The sequence below is a fragment of the Nonomuraea muscovyensis genome, from assembly GCF_014207745.1.
GTDB classification, from domain to species: domain Bacteria; phylum Actinomycetota; class Actinomycetes; order Streptosporangiales; family Streptosporangiaceae; genus Nonomuraea; species Nonomuraea muscovyensis.
Genome location: NZ_JACHJB010000001.1, coordinates 448,264 through 471,480 on the forward strand (window position 1 = coordinate 448,264; position 23,217 = coordinate 471,480).

Below are 23,217 nucleotides of genomic sequence, written 5' to 3' on the forward strand. Positions count from 1 at the left end.
TGGGTGACGCAGCGAAAGCTGCCACGGCTCAACTCCTTGTCCTCGGCACCCGGACGGCACAGTATCCGCAGAACATCCGATCACGGGCCGAATAAGCGTCAGCTAAGGGGGAAATCGCCAGGCCGGAGGCCGGAAACAGGGCAGACCGGGGCAGGCGCTCAGGCGCGGGTGCGGACGCCCTGAGCCATCTCACGGGCCAGCTCCCCGATCGAGGCGCGACCGGCCTGCTCGTCGGGCGCGTCGAGCATGCGGCGGATGAACGCCGAGCCGACGATGACGCCGTCGGCGTACGCGGCCACCTCGGCCGCCTGCTTGCCGGTGCCGACGCCCAGGCCCACGCACACCGGCAGGTCGGTGTGCGCCCGGGTGCGCTTGACGAGGTCACCGGCGGCCACGTTGACGCTCTCCCGGGCGCCCGTGACGCCCATCAGGGACGCCGCGTAGACGAACCCGGTGCAGCACTCCACGACGGCCTGGATGCGCTCCTCGGTAGAGCTGGGGGCCACCAGGAAGACCGTGTCGATGCCCGCGGCGGCCGACGCCTCGCGCCAGGGACCCGCCTCCTCGGGGGTGAGGTCGGGCGTGATGGTGCCGACGCCGCCCGCGTCGGCCAGGTCGCGCGCGAAGCGGTCGGCGCCGTAGCGGTCGATCGGGTTCCAGTAGGTCATGACGAGCGTCGCCGCGCCCGTGGCCGCCACGCCCTCGACCGTGCGCATGACGTCGGCGATGCGGGTGCCGTTGGTCAGCGAGCGGTGCACCGCGTCCTGGATGGTCGGGCCGTCCATGAGCGGGTCGGAGTAGGGCAGGCCGATCTCGATCACGTCGCAGCCGGCCTCGACCAGGGCGGCGGCGGCGGCGATGGCGCCGTCCTTCGACGGGAAGCCCGCGGGGAGGTAGCCGACGAGCGCCGCGCGGTTGTCCGCCTTCGCCTTGGCGAACACCGTCTGAAGAGTTGTCATGATCGTCCGTTCTCAGTGGTCGAGGCCGCTACGCCGCCGTCGCGCTCCATGGTGCCATCGGCCGCCGTGCCGCGGCCGGCGGCGCCACCGGTGTCGCCCCCGGACCGTCACCGGCGTCGCGGCCGGTGACGGCCCCGGTGGCGTTGCCGGTGTCGTCGCCGGGGCCCGCCCGGCGCCGTACGGCGGCCGCCGCGCGTCGCGGCCGAGGCGCTAGAGGTTGAAGTACTTCATCGCCGTGCCCATGTCCTTGTCACCGCGCCCGGAGAGGTTGACCAGGATGGTCGCCTCGGGGCCGAGCTCGCGGCCCAGCTCCAGCGCGCCGGCGAGGGCGTGGGACGACTCGATGGCCGGGATGATGCCCTCGGTCCTGGCCAGCAGCGAGAACGCGGCCATCGCCTGGTCGTCGGTGACGCCGTGGTAGGTGGCGCGCCCGCTGTCCTTGAGCCAGGCGTGCTCGGGGCCCACCCCGGGGTAGTCGAGCCCGGCCGAGATCGAGTGGGACTCGATCGTCTGGCCCTCGTCGTCCTGCAGCACGTACGTGCGCGCGCCGTGCAGCACGCCGACCGAGCCGGCGGTGAGCGTGAGCGCGTGCTCACCGCTCGCCAGGCCGTGGCCGCCCGCCTCGTAGCCGTGGAGCTGGACGTTCGCGTCGTCGATGAACGCGTGGAAGATGCCGATCGCGTTGCTGCCGCCGCCGACCGCCGCGCACACGGCGTCGGGCAGCCGGCCGGTCAGCTCCAGCATCTGGCGGCGCGCCTCGACGCCGATGATCCGCGCGAAGTCGCGGACGATCTCGGGGAACGGGTGCGGCCCGGCGACGGTGCCGAACAGGTAGTGGGTGCTGTCGACGTTGGTGACCCAGTCGCGGAAGGCCTCGTTGATGGCGTCCTTGAGGGTCTTGGAGCCGTTGTGCACCGGGACCACGGTGGCGCCGAGCAGCTTCATCCTGGCGACGTTGAGCGCCTGCCGCTCGCAGTCGACGGCGCCCATGTAGATGACGCACTCCAGGCCGAGCAGGGCGGCGGCGGTGGCGGTGGCCACACCGTGCTGGCCGGCGCCGGTCTCGGCGATGACCCGCTTCTTGCCCAGCCGCTTGGTGAGCAGCGCCTGCCCGATCACGTTGTTGATCTTGTGGGCGCCGGTGTGGGTGAGGTCCTCGCGCTTGAGCACGACCCGCGCGCCGCCGGCCTGCTCGCTGAAGCGCGGCACGTCGGTCAGCGTGGTCGGCCGCCCCGCGTACGTGCGCAGCAGGTGGTCGAACTCGCGCAGGAACTGCACGTCGTTGCGGGCCTGCTCGTAGACCTTGGCGACCTCGTCGAGCGCCGGGATGAGTGCCTCGGGCACGTAGCGCCCGCCGAAGACGCCGAACTTGCCGCGCAGGTCGGGATCGTCGCCGTGGGGGCCGTTGCCCGCCAGGTCGGCGGCGGTGAGGATGGAGCCGTCGTGTGTCACTGCTGTCCCTCTGCTCCGTGGTCGGGGCGCGTCGCCGGGTGGGCGCCGGCCGTCACCAGCGCCTCCACCGCCTTGCGCGGGTCCTTGCCGGTGACCAGGCTCTCGCCCACCAGCACGGCGTCCGCGCCGCACCGGGCGTAGGCGAGCAGGTCGTGCGGCCCACGGACACCCGACTCCGCGATCTTGATGACATTGTCCGGGATCTTAGGCGCGATCTTGGCGAAGACGTCGCGGTCGACCTCGAGTGTCTTCAGGTTACGCGCGTTGACCCCGATGACGCGGGCACCGGCCGCCACGGCGCGGTCGAGCTCGTCCTCGGTGTGCACCTCGACCAGCGGGGTGAGCCCGATCGACTCGGCCCGCTCGATCAGCGACACCAGCGCCTCCTGCTCCAGGCAGACGACCATGAGCAGCGCGAGGTCGGCGCCGTGGGCCCTGGCCTCCCACAGCTGGTAGGAGGTGAGGATGAAGTCCTTGCGCAGGATCGGGATGTCGACCCGCGCGCGGACCGCGGCGAGGTCGTCGAGGCTGCCACCGAACTTGCGCCGCTCGGTCAGCACGCTGATGACGTGGGCGCCGCCCTCTTCGTAGGATGCGGCCAGCGCGGCGGGGTCGGCGATCGCGGCGAGCGCGCCCTTGGACGGGCTGGACCGCTTGACCTCGGCGATCACCGAGACCCTGTCGCCGCCGAGCGCGGCCAGCGCGTCTCGGGGGCCGGGAGCCCGCTCGGCCCGCCGCTTGAGCTCGTCGAGCGAGACGGCCTGCTGACGTGCAGCGAGGTCGGCGCGCACCCCGTCGAGGATGTCGTCGAGGACACTCGGTCCTTCGGTACGCTCACTCACGCGCTTGGGATCCCTCCGGTCGGCAGTAGGGGATGGCTGAGAGTTCGCGTCGCGTCCGCTCCCGGCCTGTCCTGCGATGGTATCGGCCCCACCGGCCTCGCCCGGCCACAGGCCCCCTGCTACGGCGCCAGAAAAGCCCCGAACGGAAGATTGCGCACCACCCAGTAGACCAGTACGACGCCGAGGAACGCCCACAACCAGGCCGGATGCGCCAGCGTGGTCCTCCTGGGCCTGCCCTGCCAGGCGCGCACCAGCCAGCGGCCCCACCAGAACACCAGGAAGGGGACCATCGCCACGGCCAGTGGGTTGAGGCCGAGCGCGGCCATCGGGTCGAGATGCGCCAGCGCGTGGATGGTGCGCAGCGTCCCGCAGCCGGGGCAGTAGAGTGGCAGGCCGATCTTACGGGTGGCCCACAGGAAGGGGCACGCCGGGTAGTGGCCGGGCTCGTTGGGGTCGACGGCGCCGACGAACGCCAGCACGGCGCCGGTGCCCGCCGCGACGCCGAGCGGCGCCAGCACCGACCGCAAACGTCCGGTGCCGCGCCGCTCGATGTTGGCGATGCCCATCAGGCCTGCCCCGTCAGTAGTAGCTCGGCGTGTTCGCCGCGATGATCACGAACAGCAGGATGTAGCCGACGATGACCACCACCCACCAGATGGCACCCGCGATCAGCGAACGCTTCCACCAGGTCTTGGCCTCCTCGGAGGCCTGCACCGCGCCCTGATAGTCGCCCATCTGCCACTTCTGGTTGACCTGCGACGACTTGACGATCGACACGATGCCCAGGGGGAGACAGCAGAACAGCGTGGTCAGGATGGCCGCGACCAGGTGGTTGTCCGGCGGGGTCTGCGGGGCGCCGTAGCCGCCCGGCTGTCCGTAGCCGCCGCCACTCGGCGGCTGCTGACCATAACCGCCGCCACTCGGCGGCTGCTGGCCGTAACCACCCTGGCCGTAGCCGCCGCCACTCGGGGGCTGCTGGCCGTAACCGCCGCCGCCACTCGGGGGCTGCTGACCGTAACCACCACCGCTCGGCGGCTGCTGACCGTAACCGCCGCCGGGCGGCTGGGCGCCGTAACCTCCGTCACCCTGGTTTCCGTAGCTCATGCTCGTTGACTCCTCATGTCCTCATTGTCTGGCGAGTTGCGCGCGGCAGCCTAGCGACAAACCTTTGGCGACATGGACGAACATCCAATCTAAGGACATTTCGTGATCGGACTGCAACGGTCTGCATACTCGGCGGTGGCGCGTCAGTACGTCGGCGTCGTCGCGGCGGCGGTGAGGCCGAACAGAGCGAGCCACATGCCACCGAAGATCACCCAGAGGACCAGCCACAACACGATCGTGATGTAGGAGGTGACCAGGCCGCCCATCGCCATGCCGTGGCCCTCCTCGCCCGTCTTCTTGATCCGGTTGAGCGCGATGTGGCCGACGATGGCGCCGGGGATGCTCGTGAGACCGCAGAAGACCAGCCCGACGATGCCCAGGACCAGCGACGTCACCGCCATGCCGTTGGTCGTCCTCGGGGGTTGCGGCTGTCCGTATCCGGCATAGCCCTGCTGCCCGTAACCCGGCCCGTAGTCGGGGTTCGGCTGGCTGTATCCGCCGGACCCGTAGCCCTGCTGGCCGTAGCCCTGCTGGCCGTAACCCTGCGGCTGCTGCTGCCCGTAGCCACCGCTGGCCGGCTGACCGCCGTAGCCGCCGCCGCTGGGCGGCTGCTGGCCGTAGCCGCCGCCGCTCGGCGGCTGCTGACCGTAGCCACCCTGGCCGTAGCCGCCCTGGCCGTAGCCACCGCCGCTCGGCGGTTGCTGACCGTAACCGCCGCCGGGCGGCTGCGCGCCGTAGCCCCCGCTGCCGCCCTGGTCCCCGTACGTCATGCCTTCGGCTCCTCCGTGGTCTGGCGTGTGACGTGGCCAGCTTATTGATCTGACGCCCGGCCGGTCCGGGTTCGTGACAGACCGTCGGCCTTTCGTGACCTCCGGGGCGGGCGGTCAGGAGGTCGGGTCGTCCCCCCGGTCGAGGGCGTCCCACAGCGCGCGGTCGCCGGCGTCCGGGGAGGGCCGCCGCGCGGGGTCGCGCTCGTAGCGGTCGGACATGCCCGCCCACCGGCCGCCGCGCACGACCGCGACCACCCCGCCGGCGGCCGTCAGGGCCGCGCCGAGCCCGGACAGGGCCGGCCACAGCGCCACGGTGTCCCACTGCAGGGCGTCGGCCGCCTGGAGCACGTTGTGCTCGCGCAGCCAGCCCAGCACCGTCTGGCCGCCGGCCGCCAGCCAGGTGGCGAACCCCGCCACGAAGCCGCACAACGCCACCAGCGCGCCGATCACCCGCCGGGCGACGCCCTTGGCGGCCAGCGCCGCCACCACGCCGGCCAGCCCGGCGAGCGCCACCGGGACCAGGGCGGGGCCGAGGTCTCCCCCGGTGGGCGTGGCCGGCGCGCCACCGTGCGCTCCCGCTCCGCGCACGCCGGACACCCAGGGCCGGGTCGTCGCGAACAACACGAGGACGCACCCGAGCGCGGTGACCAGGACCCACGCGCCGAGCTCCCGCCCGCTCCCGGACCGCCGCCGCTGCCCGGCACGCTCAGCCGCGCCCCCGCCGGGCCCCGCCGCTCCCGGAGCGGGGACGCCCGCAGGAGGGGCGGTGGGCCTGTCGGGCGGGGTCATGGCGCGACCGACACCTCCAGCGGGGCGGCGTCGAAGCAGGTGCGGTCACCGGTGTGGCAGGCAGCGCCCACCTGGTCGACCTTGAGCAGCACCGTGTCGCCGTCGCAGTCGAGCGCGACGGCCCGGACGTGCTGCACATGACCGGACGTGTCGCCCTTGACCCAGTATTCGCCCCGGCTGCGCGACCAGTAGGTCGCCCGGCCGGTGGTGAGGGTGCGATGCAGGGCCTCGTCGTCCATCCAGGCGAGCATGAGGACCTCGCCCGTGTCGTGTTGCTGGACGATCGCGGGCACCAGCCCGTCGCCGTTGCGCTTCAGCCGCGAGGCGATCTTGGAATCCAGGGGCATGCCGCCATTCAACCAGCCTCACCGGCCGCCTCCCACACCGGACGCCGCCGGTCGCCTCGAGCCGCGGCGGATCAGGCGAGCGCCTGGGAGAGCGTGTCGTAGATCGGGAACAGCGGCGCCAGATTGGTCCTGCGCAGCCGCCTGAGCACCTGCCCGTCGGGGGCGACGAGGGCCATGGTGCCCTCCCGCTCGCTCAGCTCGGCCCGCAGCCGCACCAGCACGCCGAGCCCCGTCGTGTCGATGAACCTCAGGTCGCTCAGGTCGACGACGAGCCGGGAGCCGCGCGTCGCCGCGGCCTCGCCCAGGCACCGGCGCACCTTGGCCGCGTTGTCGGCGTCGACCTCGCCCGCGATGCTGACGACGACCATCTCCCCGTGCCTGCGTCGCGTCATCTCCAGCACGTCCACGCCCGCTCCTCACGGCCCGCCCCGTCATGGCCCGCGTCGGCCCCGACCGAAAAGGTACACCGGCCGGACCGATGTCACCGTGAGTTTTGCAGAGAACGCGTTACGTGACGGCGTCCCGCAGAGTACCTTCTACGCGACAGACGGCGTGGAGGGTCCATGGAGGGTCATCGTGGTTCACATCGCCGGGCCGCTGCTCGATCCGGATCTGGGCGATCACGTCTGCCTGCCGTTCCGTGGCGACGACGAGCGGATGGCCGCCGCCCGCGCGTTCACGCTGAACGGGCTGCGCCGCCGGGCCAAGGTCCTGATCGTCACGCACACCGACACGCCGGAGGCGACGCGGGGGTGGCTGGCACCGCTGGTGCCGGGGTTCGCGGCGGCGGAGGCGGCGGGGCGGGTCACGATCATGGCGAGCGCCGACACGCACCTCAGCGGCGGGCGGCTCGACGCGGCCCGGGTGCTGAGGTCGCTGTGCGCGGCGGGCGAGGAGGCCCGCCAGGAAGGGCACCACGGGGTCTACGCGCTGGTGGACGCGGCGTGGGGGGCGCACGACGCGGCGGCCCACACCGCGTTCGAGGCGGCCGCGAACACCCTGTTCGGCGAGCGGTGGCTGGCCGCGGTCTGCCAGTACGACCGGGGCCGCTTCTCCCGTGAGGCGCTGGAGCGGGCGGCCGCCGTCCACCCGATCACGCCGGAGCAGGCGCCGCTGCGGTTCGCCACCACGTGCGCGCCGCCCGGGCTGCGGCTGTCGGGCGCCATCGACCTGACCAACCGGCAGGCGTTCGCCTCGGTGCTGGCGCCGCTGGAGCAGGAGGGCGCCGAGGTCGTCATCGACGCGCGGGGGCTCGGGTTCATCGACGCCGGGTCGGCCGCGCTGCTCACGGCGACCGCCGTGGCCCGCAGGGAGCGACGCACCATCGTGGTCTGCGACGACGCGGTCGCCCGGGTGCTGCGCCTGGTGCGGGCGGACGAGTGGCTGACCGTCCACCGGGCCGGCGATGTGTAGGCGGGCGCTCGTCGCCGACTTCGCGCGGGGCCGCATCACCGTCCTGCGCAGGGCCGTCACGACGTACGCGGCGGGCATGGGGCTGACCGGGCGGAGGCTGGAGGACTTCGTGCTGGCCGTCAACGAGATCACCACGAACGCGGTGCTGCACGGTGGCGGCCGGGGGCGGCTGCGGCTGTGGGCGCGCGACGGCCGGCTGTGGTGCGAGGTCACCGACGAGGGGCCGGGGCTGCCGCCGGGGTGGATGGGGTCGGCGCGGACGCCGTCGCGGTACGACCCGGGCGGCAGGGGGCTGTGGCTGACCCGCATGCTGTGCGACCACGTGACGATCGTCTCGACGCCCGGCGGCACCAGCGTGACGTTCTCGGCCGGCACGCGCTGAGAGCCCCGGCGGCCGGGAGCGGGCGGCCGGGCGGCCGGAAGGCGTGCCGGGGGCGGCGTCAGGAGCGGGCGGCCGACACCCAGGAGGCGTGCAGGTCGGCGTAGACGCCCGGCTGCCGCACGAGCTCCGCGTGCGGCCCGCGCTGGACGAGCCGTCCGCCGTCGAACACCAGCACCTCGTCGGAGTTCTCCGCCGTGGACAGCCGGTGGGCGATGGAGACGGCGGTGCGTCCGCGCGTGACGCCCTCCAGGGCCCGCGCGAGCCGGACCTCCGTGGCCGGGTCGACGGCGGAGGTCGCCTCGTCGAGCAGCAGCAGGTCCGGGTCGGCCAGGTAGGCGCGGGCCAGCGCGACGAGCTGCCGCTCCCCCGCCGACAGCGACTCGCCGCGCTGCCCCACCGGCGTGTCGAGCCCGGCGGGCAGGCCCTCCACCCAGTCGGCCAGGCCCAGCTCGGTCATCGCGAGCGCGATCTCCTCGCGGGTGGCGGCCGGCCGGCCGTACCGGATGTTCTCCTCCAGCGTGCCGTCGAACAGGAAGCCGTCCTGCGGCACCATCACGATGCGTTCGCGCAGCGAGGAGAAGCGCACCTGGCGCAGGTCGTGCCCGTCGACGGTGACCCGGCCCGAGGCGGGGTCCATGAGCCGGGTGAGCAGCTTGGCGAACGTCGTCTTGCCGGACCCGGTCTCCCCCACGATCGCGACGCGCGAGCGCGGCGGGATCTCCAGGGACACCTCGCGCAGCACGGGCGCGCCGCCAGGGTAGGCGAAGTGGACGTTCTCGAACGCCACGGAGATCGGGCCGCGTGGCAGCTCCACACCGTCGGGGCCGGGGTCGGCCACGTCGGGCGGGGTGTCGAGGACGCCGAGGATGCGCCGCCAGCCGGCGACGGCGTTCTGGGCCTCGTTCAGCACCTCGGTGGCGGTCTGCAGCGGCGAGACGAACAGCGTGACGAGGAAGAGGAACGCCACGAGGCGGCCTTCGCTGATGTCGCCCGACAGGCCCAGCCGCACGCCCAGCAGCACGATGCCGGAGATGGCGACCGCGGCCACGATCTCGGTGAGCGGGAAGACGAACCCCACGATGGTCTGCGCCCGGACCTGGGCCGCCTTGTTGGCGTCCACGGCGGCGTCGACGCGCTCGGCGGTGCGCCGCTCGGAGGCGTACGCCCGGATGACGGTCGCGCCCACGACCGACTCGCTGACGGCCGACAGCATGTCGCCGGTGCGCTCGCGCACCCGCGTGTAGGCCCGCGACAGCCAGCGCTGGAAGCGCGGCAGCGCGACCATGAGCGGCAGGAAGCACGCCCACACCAGCAGCGTGAGCTGCCAGGAGTAGACGAGCATGAGAACGCTGGCCACGAGGAGCTGGCCGGCGGCCACGATGATCATCAGCCCGCCCCACTGCATGAACGTGCTGATCTGGTCGACGTCGTTGGTGACGCGCGAGACCAGGGCGCCGCGCCGTTCGGTGTTCTGGGTGAGCACCGACAGGTCGTGCACGTGGCGGAAGCCGCGCACGCGCAGCGAGGCGAGGGACGACTCGGTCGCCTTGTAGAGGCGGACGTTCATGACGTAGCCGGCGATCGCCGTCAGCACCACCGCAGCCGCGCACACCAGGACGGCCGTGGTGATGTACGAGACGTCGGCGCCGCCGCCCCCCAGACCGGTGTCGATGGTCTGCTGCACCGCGATCGGCACGATGATCTTTCCGGTCGTGGCGACGACGGCCAGCGCGAGCGTGCCGGCGAGACCCTTGCGGAACTCCGGCGTGAGCGACAGGCCGTGCCGGACGGTGGCCAGGGCCGACCGTTCGGCGTTGCGGCCGATGCCGCCCGAGATGACGCTCACGCGCTGACCCCTTCTTCCTCTTCGGCGTCTTGTTCCGCTTCGGCGGCGAGGGCGGCCCGCTCGGCCTCCTCGCGCTCGTAGGCGGTGACCAGGTTGCGGTAGCCGGGGCAGCGCTCCAGCAGCTCCGCGTGCGTGCCGTGGTCCTCGATCCGGCCGCGTTCGAGGTAGACGACCTCGTCGGCGAGGGCGATCGTGGCCAGCCGGTAGGCGACGACCACCACGGTCGACGCCTGGGCCGCGTCGCGCAGGCCGTGCAGGATCCTGGCCTCGACCTGCGGGTCCACGCTGGAGGTGGCGTCGTCGAGAACGAGCAGGCGCGGCCGGCGCACGACCGCGCGGGCCAGCGCGAGGCGCTGGCGCTGACCGCCCGACAGGGTCGCGCCGCGCTCGCCGACACGGGTGGCGAGGCCGTCGGGGAGCCTCGCGACGAACCCGTCGGCCTGCGCGAGCCGCAGCGCCGCCCACACGTCCTCGTCGCCCGTCTCCAGGCCGAGCGCGATGTTGCCGCGCACGGTGTCGTCGAACAGGAACGTCTGCTGTGGCACCAGCGCGACCGACTCGGCCACGCCGCCGTACGGGAGCTCGCGCAGGTCCACCCCGTCGAGGAGGACCCGGCCGGAGTCGGGGTCGACGAGCCGGGCGAGGAGCTGAACGAGCGTGGACTTGCCGGAGCCGGTCGGCCCGACCAGGGCGACCGTGCGGCCCGCCGGCACGTCGAAGCCCACCTCGTGCAGCACGTCGCCGGAGCCGTAGGAGTAGGACACGCCCTCCACCTCGAGCCGGGCGGGCGCGGTGGTGTCGGGGACGCGGGTCCCGCCGTACTCCATGGAGCCCTCGGCCTCCAGCACTGCGCGTACCCGCTCCCAGCCCACGACGCTGCGCGGAAGTTCGGCCAGCACCCAGCCGAGCGCCCGGATGGGGAAGGCGAGCAGCGTGAACAGGTAGGCCACCTGCACCAGCTCGCCGGCGTCGATGGAGCCGGACGTCAGGCGCACCGAGCCGACGGCCAGCACGGCGAGAACGCCGAGGGTGGGCAGCGCCTCCAGCATCGGGTCGAACAGGCCGCGCACCCGGCCGACGGCGATGTTGGCGTCACGCAGCTCGTGGGCGCGGCGCTGGAACCGCTCGGCCTCCAGCGCCTCGCGGCCGAGGGTCTTGACGACGAGCGCGCCGTCGAAGCTCTCGTGCGCGATCTCGCTGACCTCGGCCCGCAACTGCTGGGCGCGGGTGGCGAGCGGGCTGAGCCTGCGCTGGTAGACCAGGTTGAGCACGGCGATGGCCGGGAAGATCAGGAATCCGACCAGGGCCAGCACGGGGTCGGTGACGAGCATCGCGACGGCCGCAGTCACCAGCATGACGACCACGCCGACAGCCATCGGCAGGGGCGCGAGCGGCGCCCAGGCGGCCTCGGCGTCGGAGCTGGCGTTGGACAGCAGTTGCCCGGTCGGGTGGCGGTGGTGCCAGGCGAGCGGGAGCCGGAGGTACTGCTTGGTGACGTCACGCCGCGAACGGGCCTGCATGCGATATTGCATGAGACCGGCGAGGATGCGCCGCCCGGCGACGCCGACGGCCTTCAGCAGCGCGGCACCCACGATGAACAGGACGGCCGTCCGCAGCGCGCCCGCGCTGACGTCGCCCTGGCGGAAGGCGGGCAGCACGACGTTCTCGGTGGCCCAGCCGATGGCCCATGCCGATCCGACGGTCATGCCGCCGTAGACCGCGCTGGCCAGGACGGCCGACGTGAACACCGCCTTCTCCGCGCGAATGGCGACTCCGAGAACGCGGAGCCCCTGACGCATGACGGCCGAGGTGACCTTGCTCGCCACTCGCTGGACGTCCTTCCCTAGCGGATGAATTACTCCTATGAGCCAATCACGGTCGATCATCACGTTATTCCCCTGGGTAGGGTGGTGGACGTGACTCACGCTCGTGGCGAACGATCCGCCCTCTGTGATCTGTTCGACCGGCTCGGCCCCGACGCCCCGACCCTGTGCGCGGGGTGGACGACGTACGACCTGGCCGCCCACCTGGTGTTGCGTGAGCGCCGGCCCGACGCGCTGCCGGGCATCGCGCTCAGGCCGCTGGCCCGGCACACCACCTCGGTGCAGGAGGGGCTGAAGGCCCGCCACCCGTATCCCGAACTGGTCGGCCTCGTCCGCAAGCCGGGCGGGGTGTACGGGCTGCTGCCGTTCCTGGACGAGGCGGTCAACACGCTGGAGCTGTTCGTGCACCACGAGGACGTGCGCCGCGCGCAGCCCTCCTGGGAGCCGCGCGAGCTGCTGGAGGACTTCGAACGGCTCATGTGGAAGCGGGTGTCGGCCGGGGGGCGGCTGATGCTGCGGCGGTCGCCGGTGGGCGTGGTGCTGCACCGGCTGGGCGGCGGCGTGGCGCTCGGCGGGCCGCAGATCGGGCCGAAGGTGGAGGTCACCGGGAAGGCGGGCGAGCTGCTGCTGTTCTGCTTCGGGCGGCAGTCGCACGCCAGGGTGGAGCTGAGGGGCGACCCTGACGCGATCGAGCGTCTCAGAGGCGCCCGGCTGGGCCTCTGACCGGCCCGCCGGCCCGGCCGTGATCGGACGGCGCGGGACGCGGGCGCGGCAGGCGGGGCAGGACGGTCAACCGGACCAGGTCCCCGCGCTCGGGAACGGCCCACACGGGGCCGGTCCGCTGGGGGACGACCCGCTCGGCGACTGCCCGCTCGGCGACGGTCCGTGGATGCGTTGGGCGACGTGCGCCTGGGCCAGCCTGCGCAGCGAGGTGATGATCGTGTCGCCGAGCTGGGTGCCGAGCACCACGATCTCCAGCACCCGTTCGCGGTCGCGCAGCTCGCCGACGATCCGCAGGTCGGCCTCGGCGATCTGTTCGGCCGCCACGGCGTAGTCGTCCAGTACGTCCAGCATGTCCTCGCGGCCCAGCTCCGTTAGGCTCGTCACCAGCCCGATCATGGTCTGCCGCGACGGATGCCGTTCGAGGTCGTGCCACCCGTGGCGGGCCATGAAGTCGTCGATGATCCGCTCGGCCCTGTCCCTGCCGGGACCCGGTGGCGGGTCGTGCCGCGCGGTGACCGTGAGCTGGGCGGCCCCCAGCAGGTCGCCGCCGCTGACATCCGGGTCGTCCAGGTGCCGGACCAGGTCGCGGATGACGGCGATGCTGAGGCCGCCGTACGCGACGAGCGCGCGGACGAGCCTGAGCCTGCGGACGTGTGCCTGACTGTATTCGGCCTGGTTGCGGCCTATGGGCCGGCCGGGAGGCAGCAGCCCCTCCCGCAGGTAGTACTTGATCGTCGGGACCGGGACGCCCGTCTCCCTCGTCAGGTCCGCCATCCGCACGTTCTCGTCTCCTCCTCTTGTGGACAGTGGAGAGTTTAGCTATAGATAGTGAGAAGTGACACTATCCACTATCCGATCCGGAGGGACCCGTGCTTCGCTGGCACCGACCGTTAATGCTCGCGACGGGGATCATGACGCTCCTCGCAATGGCGCTGATCGTCACGTTCGCCGTGGACCAGCGCACCCTCGACGGCATGCCCCTGTGGGCCAAGCCGCTGAAGTTCGCGATCTCCGTCGCCGTCTACTCCTTCACCTGGGCCTGGCTGCTCTCCCTGCAACGCGAGGAGCGCCGCTGGGGCCGGTGGGCCGGCACCGTCCTCGCGGTCGCGGGGGTGACCGAGGTCGCCGTCATCGTCTTCCAGGCGGCGCGCGGGCACCGCAGCCACTTCAACGCCTCCAGCCCGCTGGACGCCGCCCTCTTCGGCGCGATGGGCCTGATGATCATGGCTCTCATGCTGGCGAACCTCGTCGCCGCGGTCGCCGTGCTGCTCGACCGCCAGGCCGACCGGCCCACCACCTGGGGCGTGCGGATCGGCCTGGTCATCTCCTCGCTCGGCCTCGCCAGCGGCGGCCTCATGCTCGGGCCTCGCCCCGGCCAGAGCGTCGCCGGCGGCGTCATCGGCGCCCACACCGTGGGCCTGCCCGACGGCGGCCCGGGTCTGCCCCTGCTGGGCTGGAGCACCGCCGGCGGCGACCTGCGGGTGGGGCACTTCGTCGGCATGCACGCCTTGCAGCTGCTCCCCCTGCTGCCGCTCGCCCTCACGGCCCTGTCCCGCCGCCTGCCCGTCCTCGCCCCCGAGTCCGTACGGCTGGGCCTGACCCTCACGGCGGGCGGCATGTACGCGGGCGTGTTCGCGCTGACCGTCTGGCAGGCCCTGCGCGGCCAGCCGCTGATCCACCCCGACGGCGTCACCCTCGCCGCCGCCGGCGCCCTCCTCCTGGCCGGGCTCGCCGGAGCGGCACTCGCCCTCCGCGGCGGCTCGCCGGCCCCTGGCGCACCGGCCGGCGACGCGCCGAGCACGTACGCGACAGGCGCGGACGCGGGCACGGGCATGACGGGCGCAGGCATGACGGGCGTGGGAGTGTCGGGGGTCAACGGGCCGGGTGCGACCGTGGGGGCCGCGCGATGAGCACCGAGACCCTGTTCGACCTGAGCTTCTACCTCGCCGCCCCGTTCTGGGCGCTGATGATCCTCACCCCCACCCGGTCCGTCACCCGCAGGGTGGCCGCCTCCCCGCTCATCGTGCTGCCCACCCTGGCCGTCAACCTCGTCCTGCTGGTCCCGTTGATCGCCGACTTCTGGCCGGTGGTCACCAGACCCTCCCTGGCCGGACTCCAGACGCTGGTCGCGAGCCCGGCGGCGCTGGCCGCGTTCTGGGCGCAGATCATCGCCTGGGACCTGTTCCTCGGCCGGTGGATGTACCTCGACAGCAGGCGGCGCGGCGTCCACCCCCTGCTCATGGCCCCGATCATGGTGCTGACGATCCTGCTCTCGCCAATCGGGCTGCCGATCTACCTCCTCGCCCGCCTGCCATACCCGGAGAAACCGGGCGCGTCTCCCGAGTCAAGCGCGGTTCAAGCCCGTACCATGGCATAGAAAAGACGCCCCCCGGTTAGGATCAAGAACATCTTCATAGAAGATGCCAGTGATCGCCCAGATCCGGGTATATACGGCTGGGAATGGACTGCAGGAGGCCCCCATGCAGGTCAAGAAGGTAGCCACGTACGTGCTCGTGGCCTTCGTGATCTTCTACCTGTTCACCCGGCCGGCCCAGGCCGCCGCAGCGGTCAACGGCGTGTTCGACGGCATCATCCAAGGAGCCAACCAACTTTCCGTCTTCTTCACCAACGTACTGACCTGACATCACCCGCTTCCTGCGTTGAGCGCTTCCCCGAGGTCGCGGATCGTGTTACGCAGGCAGGATGACCGATCGTCAGAGTGTCACCCGGCCACACCAGCCTGACCCCCACGTCCGGCGCATCCTGGAACGGGCCGAGCTCGAAGGCGTCGAGCTCATCCGCTTCCTCTACGCCGACCACGGGGGCGTGATCCGCGGCAAGGCGGTATCCCGGTCCAGGCTGGCCGAACGCCTCACCACGGGCATCGGGCACACGGTGGCCATGATGGCGATGAACATGCTCGACCAGCTCCAACCGGTCGAGCACCTGGGTCCGGTGGGCGAGGTTCGCATCGTCCCCGACCCCACGACCTACATCCCGCTCCCCCACGCACCGGGAGCCGCGGCGATGCTGTCCGATCTGCGGCGGCTCGACGGCTCCCCCTGGGACGCCTGTCCGCGCACCTTCCTCAAGGACGCCGTCGCCGCACTCGCGGCCGAGGGCTACACGATGGTGGCGGCGTTCGAGCCGGAGTTCACGCTCGGACGGCGTCTGCCCGACCACGCGGGCGGCCCGGACCGGCTGGTGCCGCTCGACGACACCCTCTGCTACGCCGGCACCGGGTTCGACACCGCCCACGACTACACGATCGCCCTCGTCAAGGCCCTGGAGAGCCAAGGACTGCGGGTCGAGCACTACCACCCCGAGCTGGGCCATGGCCAGCAGGAGCTGTCGATACGCCACGCGCCCGCGCTGCGTGCCGCCGACAACCACGTCCTCTACCGCGAGACCGTGCGCGGCGTGGCCATGCGCATGGCGCTGTGGGCCACGCTGGCCCCCAAGCCGCTGGCCGACCAGGCGGGCAACGGCACCCACCTGCACATGTCGCTGTGGGACGAGACGGGCAACATCTTCGCCCGCGACGGCGGGGTGCTGGAGAGCTTCGTCGCCGGGCTGCTCGCCCACCTGCCCGCGCTGACCGCCATCACCTGCGGCAGCGTCAACGGCTTCCGGCGGCTCGCCCCCCGTTCCTGGGCCGGCGCGTACGCCGTGCACGGCCTCGACAACCGGGAGGCGGCCGTGCGCATCTGCTCACCGCTGGGCGAGACCGGCGAACCGAACGTGGAGCTCAAACCCTCCGACTCCACGGCCAACCCCTACCTCGCGCTCGGCGCGGTCATCCACGCCGGCCTCGACGGCATCCGCCGCCGGCTGGAGCCGGGCGAGGCCGTCGACGTCGACCCCGACACCCGGCCCGGCCGCTACCCGAAGCTGCCGGCCACGCTGGACGAGGCGCTCGACGCGCTGGAGGCCGACGAGCTGCTCATGGAGGCGCTGGGCCCGCTGCGGCGTGCCGCCTACCTGGCCGTCAAGCGGTCAGAGGCGGCGGCGTTCGCCGGCATGGACGCCAGGTACGAGCTCTTCCACCACCTGCGCGTCTTCTGACACGGGTCGCCCGGAAGCCCGCCGTACGGGGCGCACGGAGATCCGCCGGACGCTCCGTCAGCGGACCGGGTAGCCCGCCTGCCGGAGGGTCTCCTTGACATCGGCGATCTTCAGGGTGCCGAAGTGGAACACCGACGCGGCCAGCACCGCGTCGGCGCCCGCCGCCACCGCCGGCGGGAAGTCCTCCAGCCGGCCCGCGCCGCCACTGGCGATCACCGGCACCCGCACCGCCGCCCGGACCGCGCGCACCATCTCCAGGTCGTAACCCTCGCGCGTGCCGTCGCCGTCCATCGAGTTGAGCAGGATCTCCCCGACGCCCAGCTCCTCGCCGCGCGCCGCCCACTCCACCGCGTCGATGCCCGTGCCGCGCCGCCCGCCGTGGGTCGTCACCTCGAAGCCGCTCGGCGTGCCCGGCGCCCGGCGCGCGTCCAGCGACAGCACCACGCACTGCGCGCCGAACCGCTGCGACGCCTCGGTCAGCAGCTCCGGCCGGGCGATGGCCGCCGTGTTGAGCGACACCTTGTCGGCGCCCGCCCGCAGCAGCCGGTCGACGTCCTCGACCGAGCGGATGCCGCCGCCCACGGTCAGCGGGATGAACACCTGCTCGGCCGTGCGCCGCACCACGTCGAGCATGGTCTCGCGCTCGCCCGAGGAGGCGGTGATGTCGAGGAAGGTCAGCTCGTCGGCCCCTTCCGCGTCGTAGCGCCTGGCCAGCTCGACGGGGTCGCCCGCGTCGCGCAGGTTGGCGAAGTTGACGCCCTTGACCACACGGCCCGCGTCCACGTCCAGACAGGGGATCACCCTGACGGCTACCGTCATGCCCGTAGTGCCTCGATTTCGATCTCGACCAGCATTCTCGGGTCGACCAGCCCGGCCACCCGTACGCCCGTGCACGCCGGCCGGACGTGCCCGAACACCTCCGCGATGGCCTGCCCCACCGGGTCGAAATGGCGCTGGTCCACCACGTAGTAGCGCACCATGACCACGTCCTCCCGCGTCAGCCCGCCCAGTTCGACGGCCTCGACGGCGATGCCCATCGCGGTCACGCTCTGCAGGTAGGGGTCTCCGACGTGGCGGACCTCGCCGTCGACCGTGGCGGTGCAGCCCGACACGATGACCCGGTCGCCCACGACGACCGCGCGGGCATAGCCGTAGCGTTCCTCCCAGATGCCGCCGGAAAACACCCGCGAACCGGTGATTCCCAAGCTCATCCCGCCCACCACGGCCCCTCCTACGATCGACCGCGCACTGCGGCCAGTGCGCTCTCGAGCGTGAACGCCTGGGCGTAGAGGGCCTTGCCGACGATGGCGCCCTCCACGCCGAGCGGCACCAGCGACGCCAGGGCCACGAGGTCGTCGAGCGAGGAGACGCCGCCGCTGGCGACGACCGGGCTGTCGGTCCGGGCGCACACCTGCTTGAGCAGGTCGAGGTTGGGTCCGCGGAGCGTGCCGTCCTTGGTGACGTCGGTGACCACGTAGCGGGGGCAGCCGTCGGCCTCCAGCCGGTCGAGCACCTCCCACAGGTCGCCGCCCTCCTCGGTCCAGCCGCGCGCCGCGAGCGTGGTGCCGCGCACGTCCAGACCGACCGCGATCCTGTCGCCGTGCTCGGCGATGATCTTGCGGCACCACTCGGGGTTCTCCAGCGCGGCCGTGCCGATGTTCACCCGGCGGCAACCGGTCGCCAGCGCCGCGGCCAGCGACTCGTCGTCGCGGATGCCGCCCGACAGCTCCACGTTCACGTCGAGCCGGCCGATCACACCGGTGATCAGCTCCCGGTTGGAGCCGCGGCCGAAGGCCGCGTCGAGGTCGACCAGATGGATCCACTCCGCGCCCGCCTCCTGCCAGGCCAGCGCCGCGGCCAGCGGCTCACCGTAGCCGGTCTCGGTGCCGGCCTCACCCTGGACCAGCCGGACGGCCTGGCCGTCGGCCACGTCAACAGCGGGGAGCAGTACGAGAGACATCAGATCCTCCGGTCGAAGGCAAGAGTCACGACAACAGGTATCAGCAGCAGGGACAGCACGACCGCGCCGAAGCTCACCAGCGCAGAGCCCCACAGCAGCCACACCAGCACCTGGACGAGCACGAAGCCCAGCGCCACCACGGCGTTCTGGGCGCGCCGGCGCCGGGCCAGCAGGCCGCCCTGCCGCGCGACGCGCACCGGGCGCGGCACCAGCCGGGCGAGCAGCGCGCGGCGCCGGGCCGTGCGCGCCTGGCGGCGCTCGTTGAGCCGGATCGCGCGCTGCCGCTCCGCCTCACGTACGGCCCGGCGGCGCGCCCGCTCCTTGCTCACGGCACCCCACCGGACGCCCGGGCCCGGCGGCCCTGCGTGGTCCCGCCGGGCGAGCCGGCGCGGCCGCTCACAGGATGCCGAGCCAGTTCTGCAACAGCGCGGCCCCCGCGTCGCCGGACTTCTCCGGGTGGAACTGGGTGGCCATGAGCGGGCCGTTCTCGGCGGCGGCCACGAACGGCACGCCGTGCTCGGCCCAGGTGACCAGCGGCTCGGCGAAACCGTCACCGGGCCGCAGCTCCCACTCGCGCACCCCGTAGGAGTGCACGAAGTAGAAGCGCGTCTCGGCGTCGAGCCCGTCGAACAGCACGCTGCCCGCCGGCGCCTTGACGGTGTTCCAGCCCATGTGCGGCAGCACCGGCGCCTCCAGCCGCTCGACCGTGCCGGGCCACTCGCCGCAGCCCTCGGTCTCGACCCCGTGCTCCACGCCCCGCGCGAACAGGATCTGCATGCCGACGCAGATGCCCAGCACCGGCCGGCCGCCGGCCAGGCGCCGCCCGACGGCGCGCTCGCCGCGCACCCGGCGCAGGCCCGCCATGCAGGCCGCGAACGCGCCGACGCCGGGCACCACGAGCCCGTCGGCCGCCATGGCCGCGTCGAGGTCGGACGTGACGGTCACGTCGGCGCCCACCCGGGCCAGGGCACGCTCCGCCGATCGGAGGTTGCCCGACCCGTAGTCGAGCACGACGACCTTCTTCACCACCACATCACCCCCGCTGTGATCGCCATCGCCGCGCCGACCGCGCAGACGACGGCGCCGATCTTGAGCCCCTGCTTGGCGAGCGAGATCACGCCGCCGATCAGGAAGAGCCCGACGAACACCATCGCGACCGCGATCATGTTCTCGGTCATAGAACGCCCTTGGTGCTGGGCACCCCCGTGGCCCGCGGGTCGAGCTCGGACGCCTCGCGCAACGCCCTGGCCAGCGCCTTGAACTGGGCCTCGACGATGTGATGGGCGTTGCGCCCGTAGGGCACGTGGACGTGCAGGCAGATCGCCGCCTGCGCGACGAGCGACTCGAGGATGTGCCGGGTCATCGTCGTGTCGTACTCGGGGCCGATCATCGGCGCCATGCCCTCGGGCTCGCTGTGCACGAGGTAGGGCCGGCCCGACAGGTCGACGGTGACCTGGGCGAGGGACTCGTCCAGCGGGCATGACGCACTACCGAAGCGCCTGATGCCCGACTTGTCGCCCAACGCCTGGCGGAAGGCCGCTCCCAGCGCGAGCGAGGTGTCCTCGATCGTGTGGTGGGAGTCGATGTGCAGGTCGCCCTCCGTCTTGACGGTCAGGTCGAACAGCCCGTGCTTGCCGAGCTGGGCCAGCATGTGGTCGAAGAAGCCGACCCCGGTCGACACGTCCACCCGGCCCGTGCCGTCGAGACCCACCTCGACCAGGACCGACGTCTCCTTCGTCGTACGCTCGACGCGGCCTACGCGACTCACAGAACTCCCTCCAGCGCGGCACGGAACGCCGCCATTTCCTCGCCGGTGCCGATCGACACCCGCAGCCACTCCGGCGGCCCCACTTCACGGACCAGCACGCCTCTCGCCAGCAGACCCTCCCAGACCTGCCGCCGCTCGGGAAACTTCCCGAAGAGTACGAAATTCGCGTCGGAGTCGGCGACCGTCAGACCCTTGCCCCGCAGCCAGGACACAGTGTCGTCACGCTCGCGGCGCAGCGCGTCGACCGTGCCCAGCAACTCCGCGCGATGCCGCAGCGCCACCCGCGCCGCCGCCTGCGTGAGCGTCGACAGATGGTACGGCAGCCGCACCAGCAGCAACGCCTGCACCACGGCCGGATGCGCGGCGAGGTAGCCCAGCCGGGTGCCGGCCATGGCGAACGCCTTGGACATGGTGCGCGTGACGATCAGCCGCGGATGAGCGGGCAACAGGCTGAGCGCCGACGGCGTGCCCTCCCGGGCGAACTCGGCGTAGGCCTCGTCGACCACCACCATGCCCCTGGCCGCCTCCAGCACCCGGGCGATGGTCTCCAGCGGCAACGCGGTGCCGGTCGGGTTGTTGGGCGAGGTCAGGAAGACGATGTCGGGCCGGTGCTCCGCCACCGCCGCCGCGGCCTTGTCCGCGTCGAGGGAGAAGTCGTCCTCGCGCACCCCGCCGATCCACTCGGTGCTGGTGCCGGTGGTGATGATCGGGTGCATGGAGTAGGACGGCTCGAACCCCAGCGCCGTGCGCCCGTGGCCGCCGAAGGCCTGCAGGATCTGCTGGAGGATCTCGTTGGAGCCGTTGGCCGCCCAGACCTGGTCGGGCGCCAGCCCGTGACCGAGATAGCCGGCCAGGTCGGCGCGCAGCGCCTCGGCGTCGCGGTCGGGGTAGCGGTTGAGCCCGGCCGTGGCCCGGCGCACCTCCTCGGCCAGGTCGTCGACCAGGGCCTTGGACGGAGCGTACGGGTTCTCGTTCGTGTTGAGCCGGACCGGGACGTCGATCTGAGGCGCGCCGTACGGCGTCTTGCCTCGCAGATCGTCGCGGATCGGCAGATCGTCCAGGTTCACGAGGACGGACTCCCCCAACGGGTCGGCGCGATCATGAGGGGATCCGCCAGTCGAAGCGGGCACGGACGGCGGCGCCGTGCGCGGGCAGGTCTTCGGCGTCGGCGAGCACCGACACGTGCGCGGCGGCGCCGGCCAGCGCCTCACGGGTGTAGTCGACCACGTGGATGCCGCGCAGGAACGACTGCACCGACAACCCGCTGGAGTGACAGGCGCAGCCGCCCGTGGGCAGCACATGGTTGGACCCGGCGAGGTAGTCGCCCAGCGAGACCGGCGCGTACGGGCCGACGAAGATCGCCCCGGCGTTGCGGATCCGGCCGGCCACCTCCGCGGCGCCCGCCGTCATGATCTCCAGGTGCTCGGCGGCGTAGGCGTTGACCACCTCGACCCCGGCGTCGAGGTCGTCGACCAGCACGATGCCCGACTGCCGGCTGGCCAGCGCCTCGGTGATGCGGGCGGTGTGCTTGGTGGCCTCCACCTGGCCCGGCAGCTCCTTGGCGACCGCCTCGGCCAGGTCCACGCTGTCGGTGACCAGCACGGCGGCGGCGATCACGTCGTGCTCGGCCTGGCTGATCAGGTCGGCGGCCACGTGCACGGGGTCGGCCGTGTCGTCGGCCAGGATCGCGATCTCGGTGGGGCCCGCCTCGGAGTCGATGCCGATCCGGCCCTTGAGCAGCCGCTTGGCCGCGGCCACCCAGATGTTGCCGGGGCCGGTGACCATGGTGGCGGCGGGGCACTCCTCGGTGCCGTAGGCGAACATGGCCACGGCCTGCGCCCCGCCCACCGAGTAGACCTCGTCGACGCCCAGCAGCGCGCAGGCGGCCAGGATCGTCGGGTGCGGCAGCCCGCCGAACTCCTTCTGCGCGGGGCTCGTCACGGCGAGCGACGGCACCCCGGCCTCCTGGGCGGGGACGACGTTCATGACCACGCTGGAGGGGTAGACGGCCCGGCCGCCCGGCACGTAGAGCCCGACGCGCTCGACCGGCACCCACCGCTCGGTGACCGTGCCGCCGGGCACGACCTGGGTCGTCACCTCGGCACGGCGCTGGTCGCGGTGCACCAGCCGGGCGCGGCGGATCGACTCCTCCAGCGCCGCGCGCACCTCGGGCCGCAGCTCGGCCAGCGCCCGCTCCAGAGCCTCCACGGGCACCCTGGCCTGCTCGATCTCGACCCCGTCAAATCTGGCGGTCAGCTCCCGCACGGCGACCGCCCCGCGATGGCGCACCTCGTCGCAGATCGGCCGCACCTTCTCCAGGGCGGCCTCGACGTCGAGCTCGGCGCGGGGCAGCACGTCGCGCAGGTCGCCCGGCAGGGACCCGCGCAAGTCAATACGGGAAATCACCCTCCCTAGTCTACGGAGTCCAGCACGTGAGTCCCGTTTCGTCCATCATCCGGACATGCGCGCGTCGCCGATAGCATGGCGCCGTGATCGACCAGAAGGACATGTCGCACCTGCGCCGCTGCGTGGAGCTGGCCGCCCGTGCCCTCACCGTGGGCGACGAGCCCTTCGGCTCGGTGCTCGTGGCCGCCGACGGCGCCGTGCTGTTCGAGGACCACAACCACGTGGCGTCCGGCGACCACACCCGGCACCCGGAGTTCGAGCTGGCCCGCTGGTCCGCGGCCCATCTGACACCCGAGGAGCGGGCCGCCGCGACCGTCTACACCTCCGGCGAGCACTGCCCCATGTGCGCGGCGGCGCACGGCTGGGTCGGGCTGGGCCGCATCGTCTACGTCAGCTCGTCGCAGCAGCTCGCCACCTGGCTGGCGGAGCTGGGCGTGCCCGCCCCGCCCGTGCGGACGCTGCCGATCAACGACGTGGTGCCGGGTGTCGTGGTGGAGGGACCCGTCCCGGGGCTGGACGACGAGGTGCGGGAGCTGCACCGCCGCTTCCACGGGCGCGACTGAGCGGG

At 72.7% G+C, this 23,217-nt stretch carries 29 protein-coding genes; 8 read left to right on the forward strand and 21 right to left on the reverse strand.

What is annotated here, in order from left to right:
- Positions 1 to 158: 158 nt before the first annotated feature.
- The 9 genes from trpA to FHU36_RS02180 all read right to left on the reverse strand — a co-directional run bounded on the left by trpA (position 159) and on the right by FHU36_RS02180 (position 6,670).
- Complete coding sequence (trpA, locus tag FHU36_RS02140; protein ID WP_185082121.1) at positions 159 to 959, reverse strand: tryptophan synthase subunit alpha; 801 nt, start codon at positions 957 to 959, stop codon at positions 159 to 161.
- Positions 960 to 1,169: 210 nt separating this feature from the next.
- Positions 1,170 to 2,393, reverse strand: a complete 1,224-nt coding sequence (trpB, locus tag FHU36_RS02145; protein ID WP_185084558.1) for a tryptophan synthase subunit beta — start codon at positions 2,391 to 2,393, stop codon at positions 1,170 to 1,172.
- Positions 2,394 to 2,407: 14 nt separating this feature from the next.
- Positions 2,408 to 3,253 (reverse strand): indole-3-glycerol phosphate synthase TrpC, encoded by an 846-nt coding sequence (gene trpC / locus FHU36_RS02150; protein WP_185082122.1) that lies wholly within the window; start codon positions 3,251 to 3,253, stop codon positions 2,408 to 2,410.
- Positions 3,254 to 3,372: 119 nt separating this feature from the next.
- Positions 3,373 to 3,819, reverse strand: a complete 447-nt coding sequence (locus FHU36_RS02155) for a DUF2752 domain-containing protein (protein ID WP_185082123.1) — start codon at positions 3,817 to 3,819, stop codon at positions 3,373 to 3,375.
- 13 nt (positions 3,820 to 3,832) lie between these two features.
- Positions 3,833 to 4,357 (reverse strand): CD225/dispanin family protein, encoded by a 525-nt coding sequence (locus tag FHU36_RS02160; RefSeq protein WP_185082124.1) that lies wholly within the window; start codon positions 4,355 to 4,357, stop codon positions 3,833 to 3,835.
- Positions 4,358 to 4,500: 143 nt separating this feature from the next.
- A complete protein-coding gene (locus FHU36_RS02165) occupies positions 4,501 to 5,127 on the reverse strand; it encodes a DUF4190 domain-containing protein (RefSeq protein ID WP_185082125.1) in 627 nt (208 codons plus the stop codon).
- 114 nt (positions 5,128 to 5,241) lie between these two features.
- Complete coding sequence (locus tag FHU36_RS02170) at positions 5,242 to 5,916, reverse strand: Trp biosynthesis-associated membrane protein (protein ID WP_185082126.1); 675 nt, start codon at positions 5,914 to 5,916, stop codon at positions 5,242 to 5,244.
- On the reverse strand, positions 5,913 to 6,263 hold the full coding sequence (gene hisI, locus FHU36_RS02175) for a phosphoribosyl-AMP cyclohydrolase (RefSeq protein WP_185082127.1): 351 nt from the start codon (positions 6,261 to 6,263) through the stop codon (positions 5,913 to 5,915). The genes FHU36_RS02170 and hisI overlap by 4 nt, the downstream gene beginning before the upstream one ends.
- Before the next feature lie 71 nt (positions 6,264 to 6,334).
- Entirely contained in the window at positions 6,335 to 6,670 is a 336-nt protein-coding gene (locus FHU36_RS02180; protein ID WP_185082128.1) for an STAS domain-containing protein, read from the reverse strand.
- Between the two features lie 169 nt (positions 6,671 to 6,839).
- Between FHU36_RS02180 and FHU36_RS02185 the strand changes: the two genes are divergently transcribed.
- Positions 6,840 to 7,676 carry an MEDS and STAS domain-containing protein gene (locus tag FHU36_RS02185; RefSeq protein WP_185082129.1) on the forward strand — a complete coding sequence of 279 codons (837 nt, stop codon included), beginning with the start codon at positions 6,840 to 6,842 and terminating at the stop codon, positions 7,674 to 7,676.
- Positions 7,669 to 8,058, forward strand: coding sequence for an ATP-binding protein (locus FHU36_RS02190; protein WP_185082130.1), 390 nt, complete (start codon positions 7,669 to 7,671; stop codon positions 8,056 to 8,058). The genes FHU36_RS02185 and FHU36_RS02190 overlap by 8 nt, the downstream gene beginning before the upstream one ends.
- A 58-nt stretch (positions 8,059 to 8,116) precedes the next feature.
- On the opposite strand, the gene FHU36_RS02195 is transcribed toward FHU36_RS02190, so the two are convergent.
- Complete coding sequence (locus FHU36_RS02195) at positions 8,117 to 9,904, reverse strand: ABC transporter ATP-binding protein (RefSeq protein WP_312891394.1); 1,788 nt, start codon at positions 9,902 to 9,904, stop codon at positions 8,117 to 8,119.
- A complete protein-coding gene (locus tag FHU36_RS02200; RefSeq protein ID WP_246502125.1) occupies positions 9,901 to 11,703 on the reverse strand; it encodes an ABC transporter ATP-binding protein in 1,803 nt (600 codons plus the stop codon). Before FHU36_RS02200 ends, FHU36_RS02195 begins: the two co-directional genes overlap by 4 nt.
- Positions 11,704 to 11,820: 117 nt before the next feature.
- On the opposite strand from FHU36_RS02200, the gene FHU36_RS02205 reads away from it, so the two are divergent.
- Entirely contained in the window at positions 11,821 to 12,450 is a 630-nt protein-coding gene (locus FHU36_RS02205; protein WP_312891395.1) for a TIGR03085 family metal-binding protein, read from the forward strand.
- Positions 12,451 to 12,516: 66 nt separating this feature from the next.
- Here FHU36_RS02205 and FHU36_RS02210 read toward each other — a convergent pair whose 3' ends face one another.
- Positions 12,517 to 13,224, reverse strand: coding sequence for a MerR family transcriptional regulator (locus tag FHU36_RS02210; RefSeq protein ID WP_185082133.1), 708 nt, complete (start codon positions 13,222 to 13,224; stop codon positions 12,517 to 12,519).
- A gap of 137 nt (positions 13,225 to 13,361) precedes the next feature.
- On the opposite strand from FHU36_RS02210, the gene FHU36_RS02215 reads away from it, so the two are divergent.
- The 4 genes from FHU36_RS02215 to FHU36_RS02230 all read left to right on the forward strand — a co-directional run bounded on the left by FHU36_RS02215 (position 13,362) and on the right by FHU36_RS02230 (position 16,515).
- A complete protein-coding gene (locus FHU36_RS02215) occupies positions 13,362 to 14,360 on the forward strand; it encodes a hypothetical protein (protein ID WP_185082134.1) in 999 nt (332 codons plus the stop codon).
- Positions 14,357 to 14,827, forward strand: coding sequence for an ABA4-like family protein (locus tag FHU36_RS02220; RefSeq protein ID WP_185082135.1), 471 nt, complete (start codon positions 14,357 to 14,359; stop codon positions 14,825 to 14,827). The genes FHU36_RS02215 and FHU36_RS02220 overlap by 4 nt, the downstream gene beginning before the upstream one ends.
- Positions 14,828 to 14,930: 103 nt before the next feature.
- The gene (locus FHU36_RS02225) at positions 14,931 to 15,092 is read left to right on the forward strand and encodes a hypothetical protein (protein WP_180903143.1); all 162 of its coding nucleotides are present in this window, start codon (positions 14,931 to 14,933) and stop codon (positions 15,090 to 15,092) included.
- 61 nt (positions 15,093 to 15,153) lie between these two features.
- Positions 15,154 to 16,515, forward strand: a complete 1,362-nt coding sequence (locus FHU36_RS02230) for a glutamine synthetase family protein (RefSeq protein ID WP_185082136.1) — start codon at positions 15,154 to 15,156, stop codon at positions 16,513 to 16,515.
- A gap of 57 nt (positions 16,516 to 16,572) precedes the next feature.
- On the opposite strand, the gene hisF is transcribed toward FHU36_RS02230, so the two are convergent.
- The 9 genes from hisF to hisD all read right to left on the reverse strand — a co-directional run bounded on the left by hisF (position 16,573) and on the right by hisD (position 22,649).
- On the reverse strand, positions 16,573 to 17,334 hold the full coding sequence (gene hisF / locus FHU36_RS02235; RefSeq protein ID WP_185082137.1) for an imidazole glycerol phosphate synthase subunit HisF: 762 nt from the start codon (positions 17,332 to 17,334) through the stop codon (positions 16,573 to 16,575).
- A complete protein-coding gene (locus tag FHU36_RS02240) occupies positions 17,331 to 17,726 on the reverse strand; it encodes a Rid family hydrolase (protein WP_185082138.1) in 396 nt (131 codons plus the stop codon). The genes hisF and FHU36_RS02240 overlap by 4 nt, the downstream gene beginning before the upstream one ends.
- A 20-nt stretch (positions 17,727 to 17,746) precedes the next feature.
- Entirely contained in the window at positions 17,747 to 18,475 is a 729-nt protein-coding gene (priA, locus tag FHU36_RS02245) for a bifunctional 1-(5-phosphoribosyl)-5-((5-phosphoribosylamino)methylideneamino)imidazole-4-carboxamide isomerase/phosphoribosylanthranilate isomerase PriA (RefSeq protein WP_185082139.1), read from the reverse strand.
- Positions 18,475 to 18,804 (reverse strand): hypothetical protein, encoded by a 330-nt coding sequence (locus FHU36_RS02250; protein WP_185082140.1) that lies wholly within the window; start codon positions 18,802 to 18,804, stop codon positions 18,475 to 18,477. The genes priA and FHU36_RS02250 overlap by 1 nt, the downstream gene beginning before the upstream one ends.
- 67 nt (positions 18,805 to 18,871) lie before the next feature.
- Positions 18,872 to 19,504, reverse strand: a complete 633-nt coding sequence (gene hisH / locus FHU36_RS02255; RefSeq protein WP_312891396.1) for an imidazole glycerol phosphate synthase subunit HisH — start codon at positions 19,502 to 19,504, stop codon at positions 18,872 to 18,874.
- Complete coding sequence (locus FHU36_RS02260) at positions 19,498 to 19,653, reverse strand: CG2302 family histidine operon protein (RefSeq protein ID WP_185082142.1); 156 nt, start codon at positions 19,651 to 19,653, stop codon at positions 19,498 to 19,500. Before FHU36_RS02260 ends, hisH begins: the two co-directional genes overlap by 7 nt.
- Complete coding sequence (hisB, locus tag FHU36_RS02265) at positions 19,650 to 20,243, reverse strand: imidazoleglycerol-phosphate dehydratase HisB (RefSeq protein WP_185082143.1); 594 nt, start codon at positions 20,241 to 20,243, stop codon at positions 19,650 to 19,652. Before hisB ends, FHU36_RS02260 begins: the two co-directional genes overlap by 4 nt.
- The gene (locus FHU36_RS02270; RefSeq protein WP_185082144.1) at positions 20,240 to 21,310 is read right to left on the reverse strand and encodes a histidinol-phosphate transaminase; all 1,071 of its coding nucleotides are present in this window, start codon (positions 21,308 to 21,310) and stop codon (positions 20,240 to 20,242) included. The genes hisB and FHU36_RS02270 overlap by 4 nt, the downstream gene beginning before the upstream one ends.
- A gap of 31 nt (positions 21,311 to 21,341) precedes the next feature.
- Complete coding sequence (gene hisD, locus FHU36_RS02275; protein ID WP_185082145.1) at positions 21,342 to 22,649, reverse strand: histidinol dehydrogenase; 1,308 nt, start codon at positions 22,647 to 22,649, stop codon at positions 21,342 to 21,344.
- A gap of 101 nt (positions 22,650 to 22,750) precedes the next feature.
- Here hisD and FHU36_RS02280 point away from each other — a divergent pair, with 101 nt between their 5' ends.
- Entirely contained in the window at positions 22,751 to 23,212 is a 462-nt protein-coding gene (locus FHU36_RS02280; RefSeq protein WP_185084560.1) for a nucleoside deaminase, read from the forward strand.
- Positions 23,213 to 23,217 lie beyond the last annotated feature (5 nt).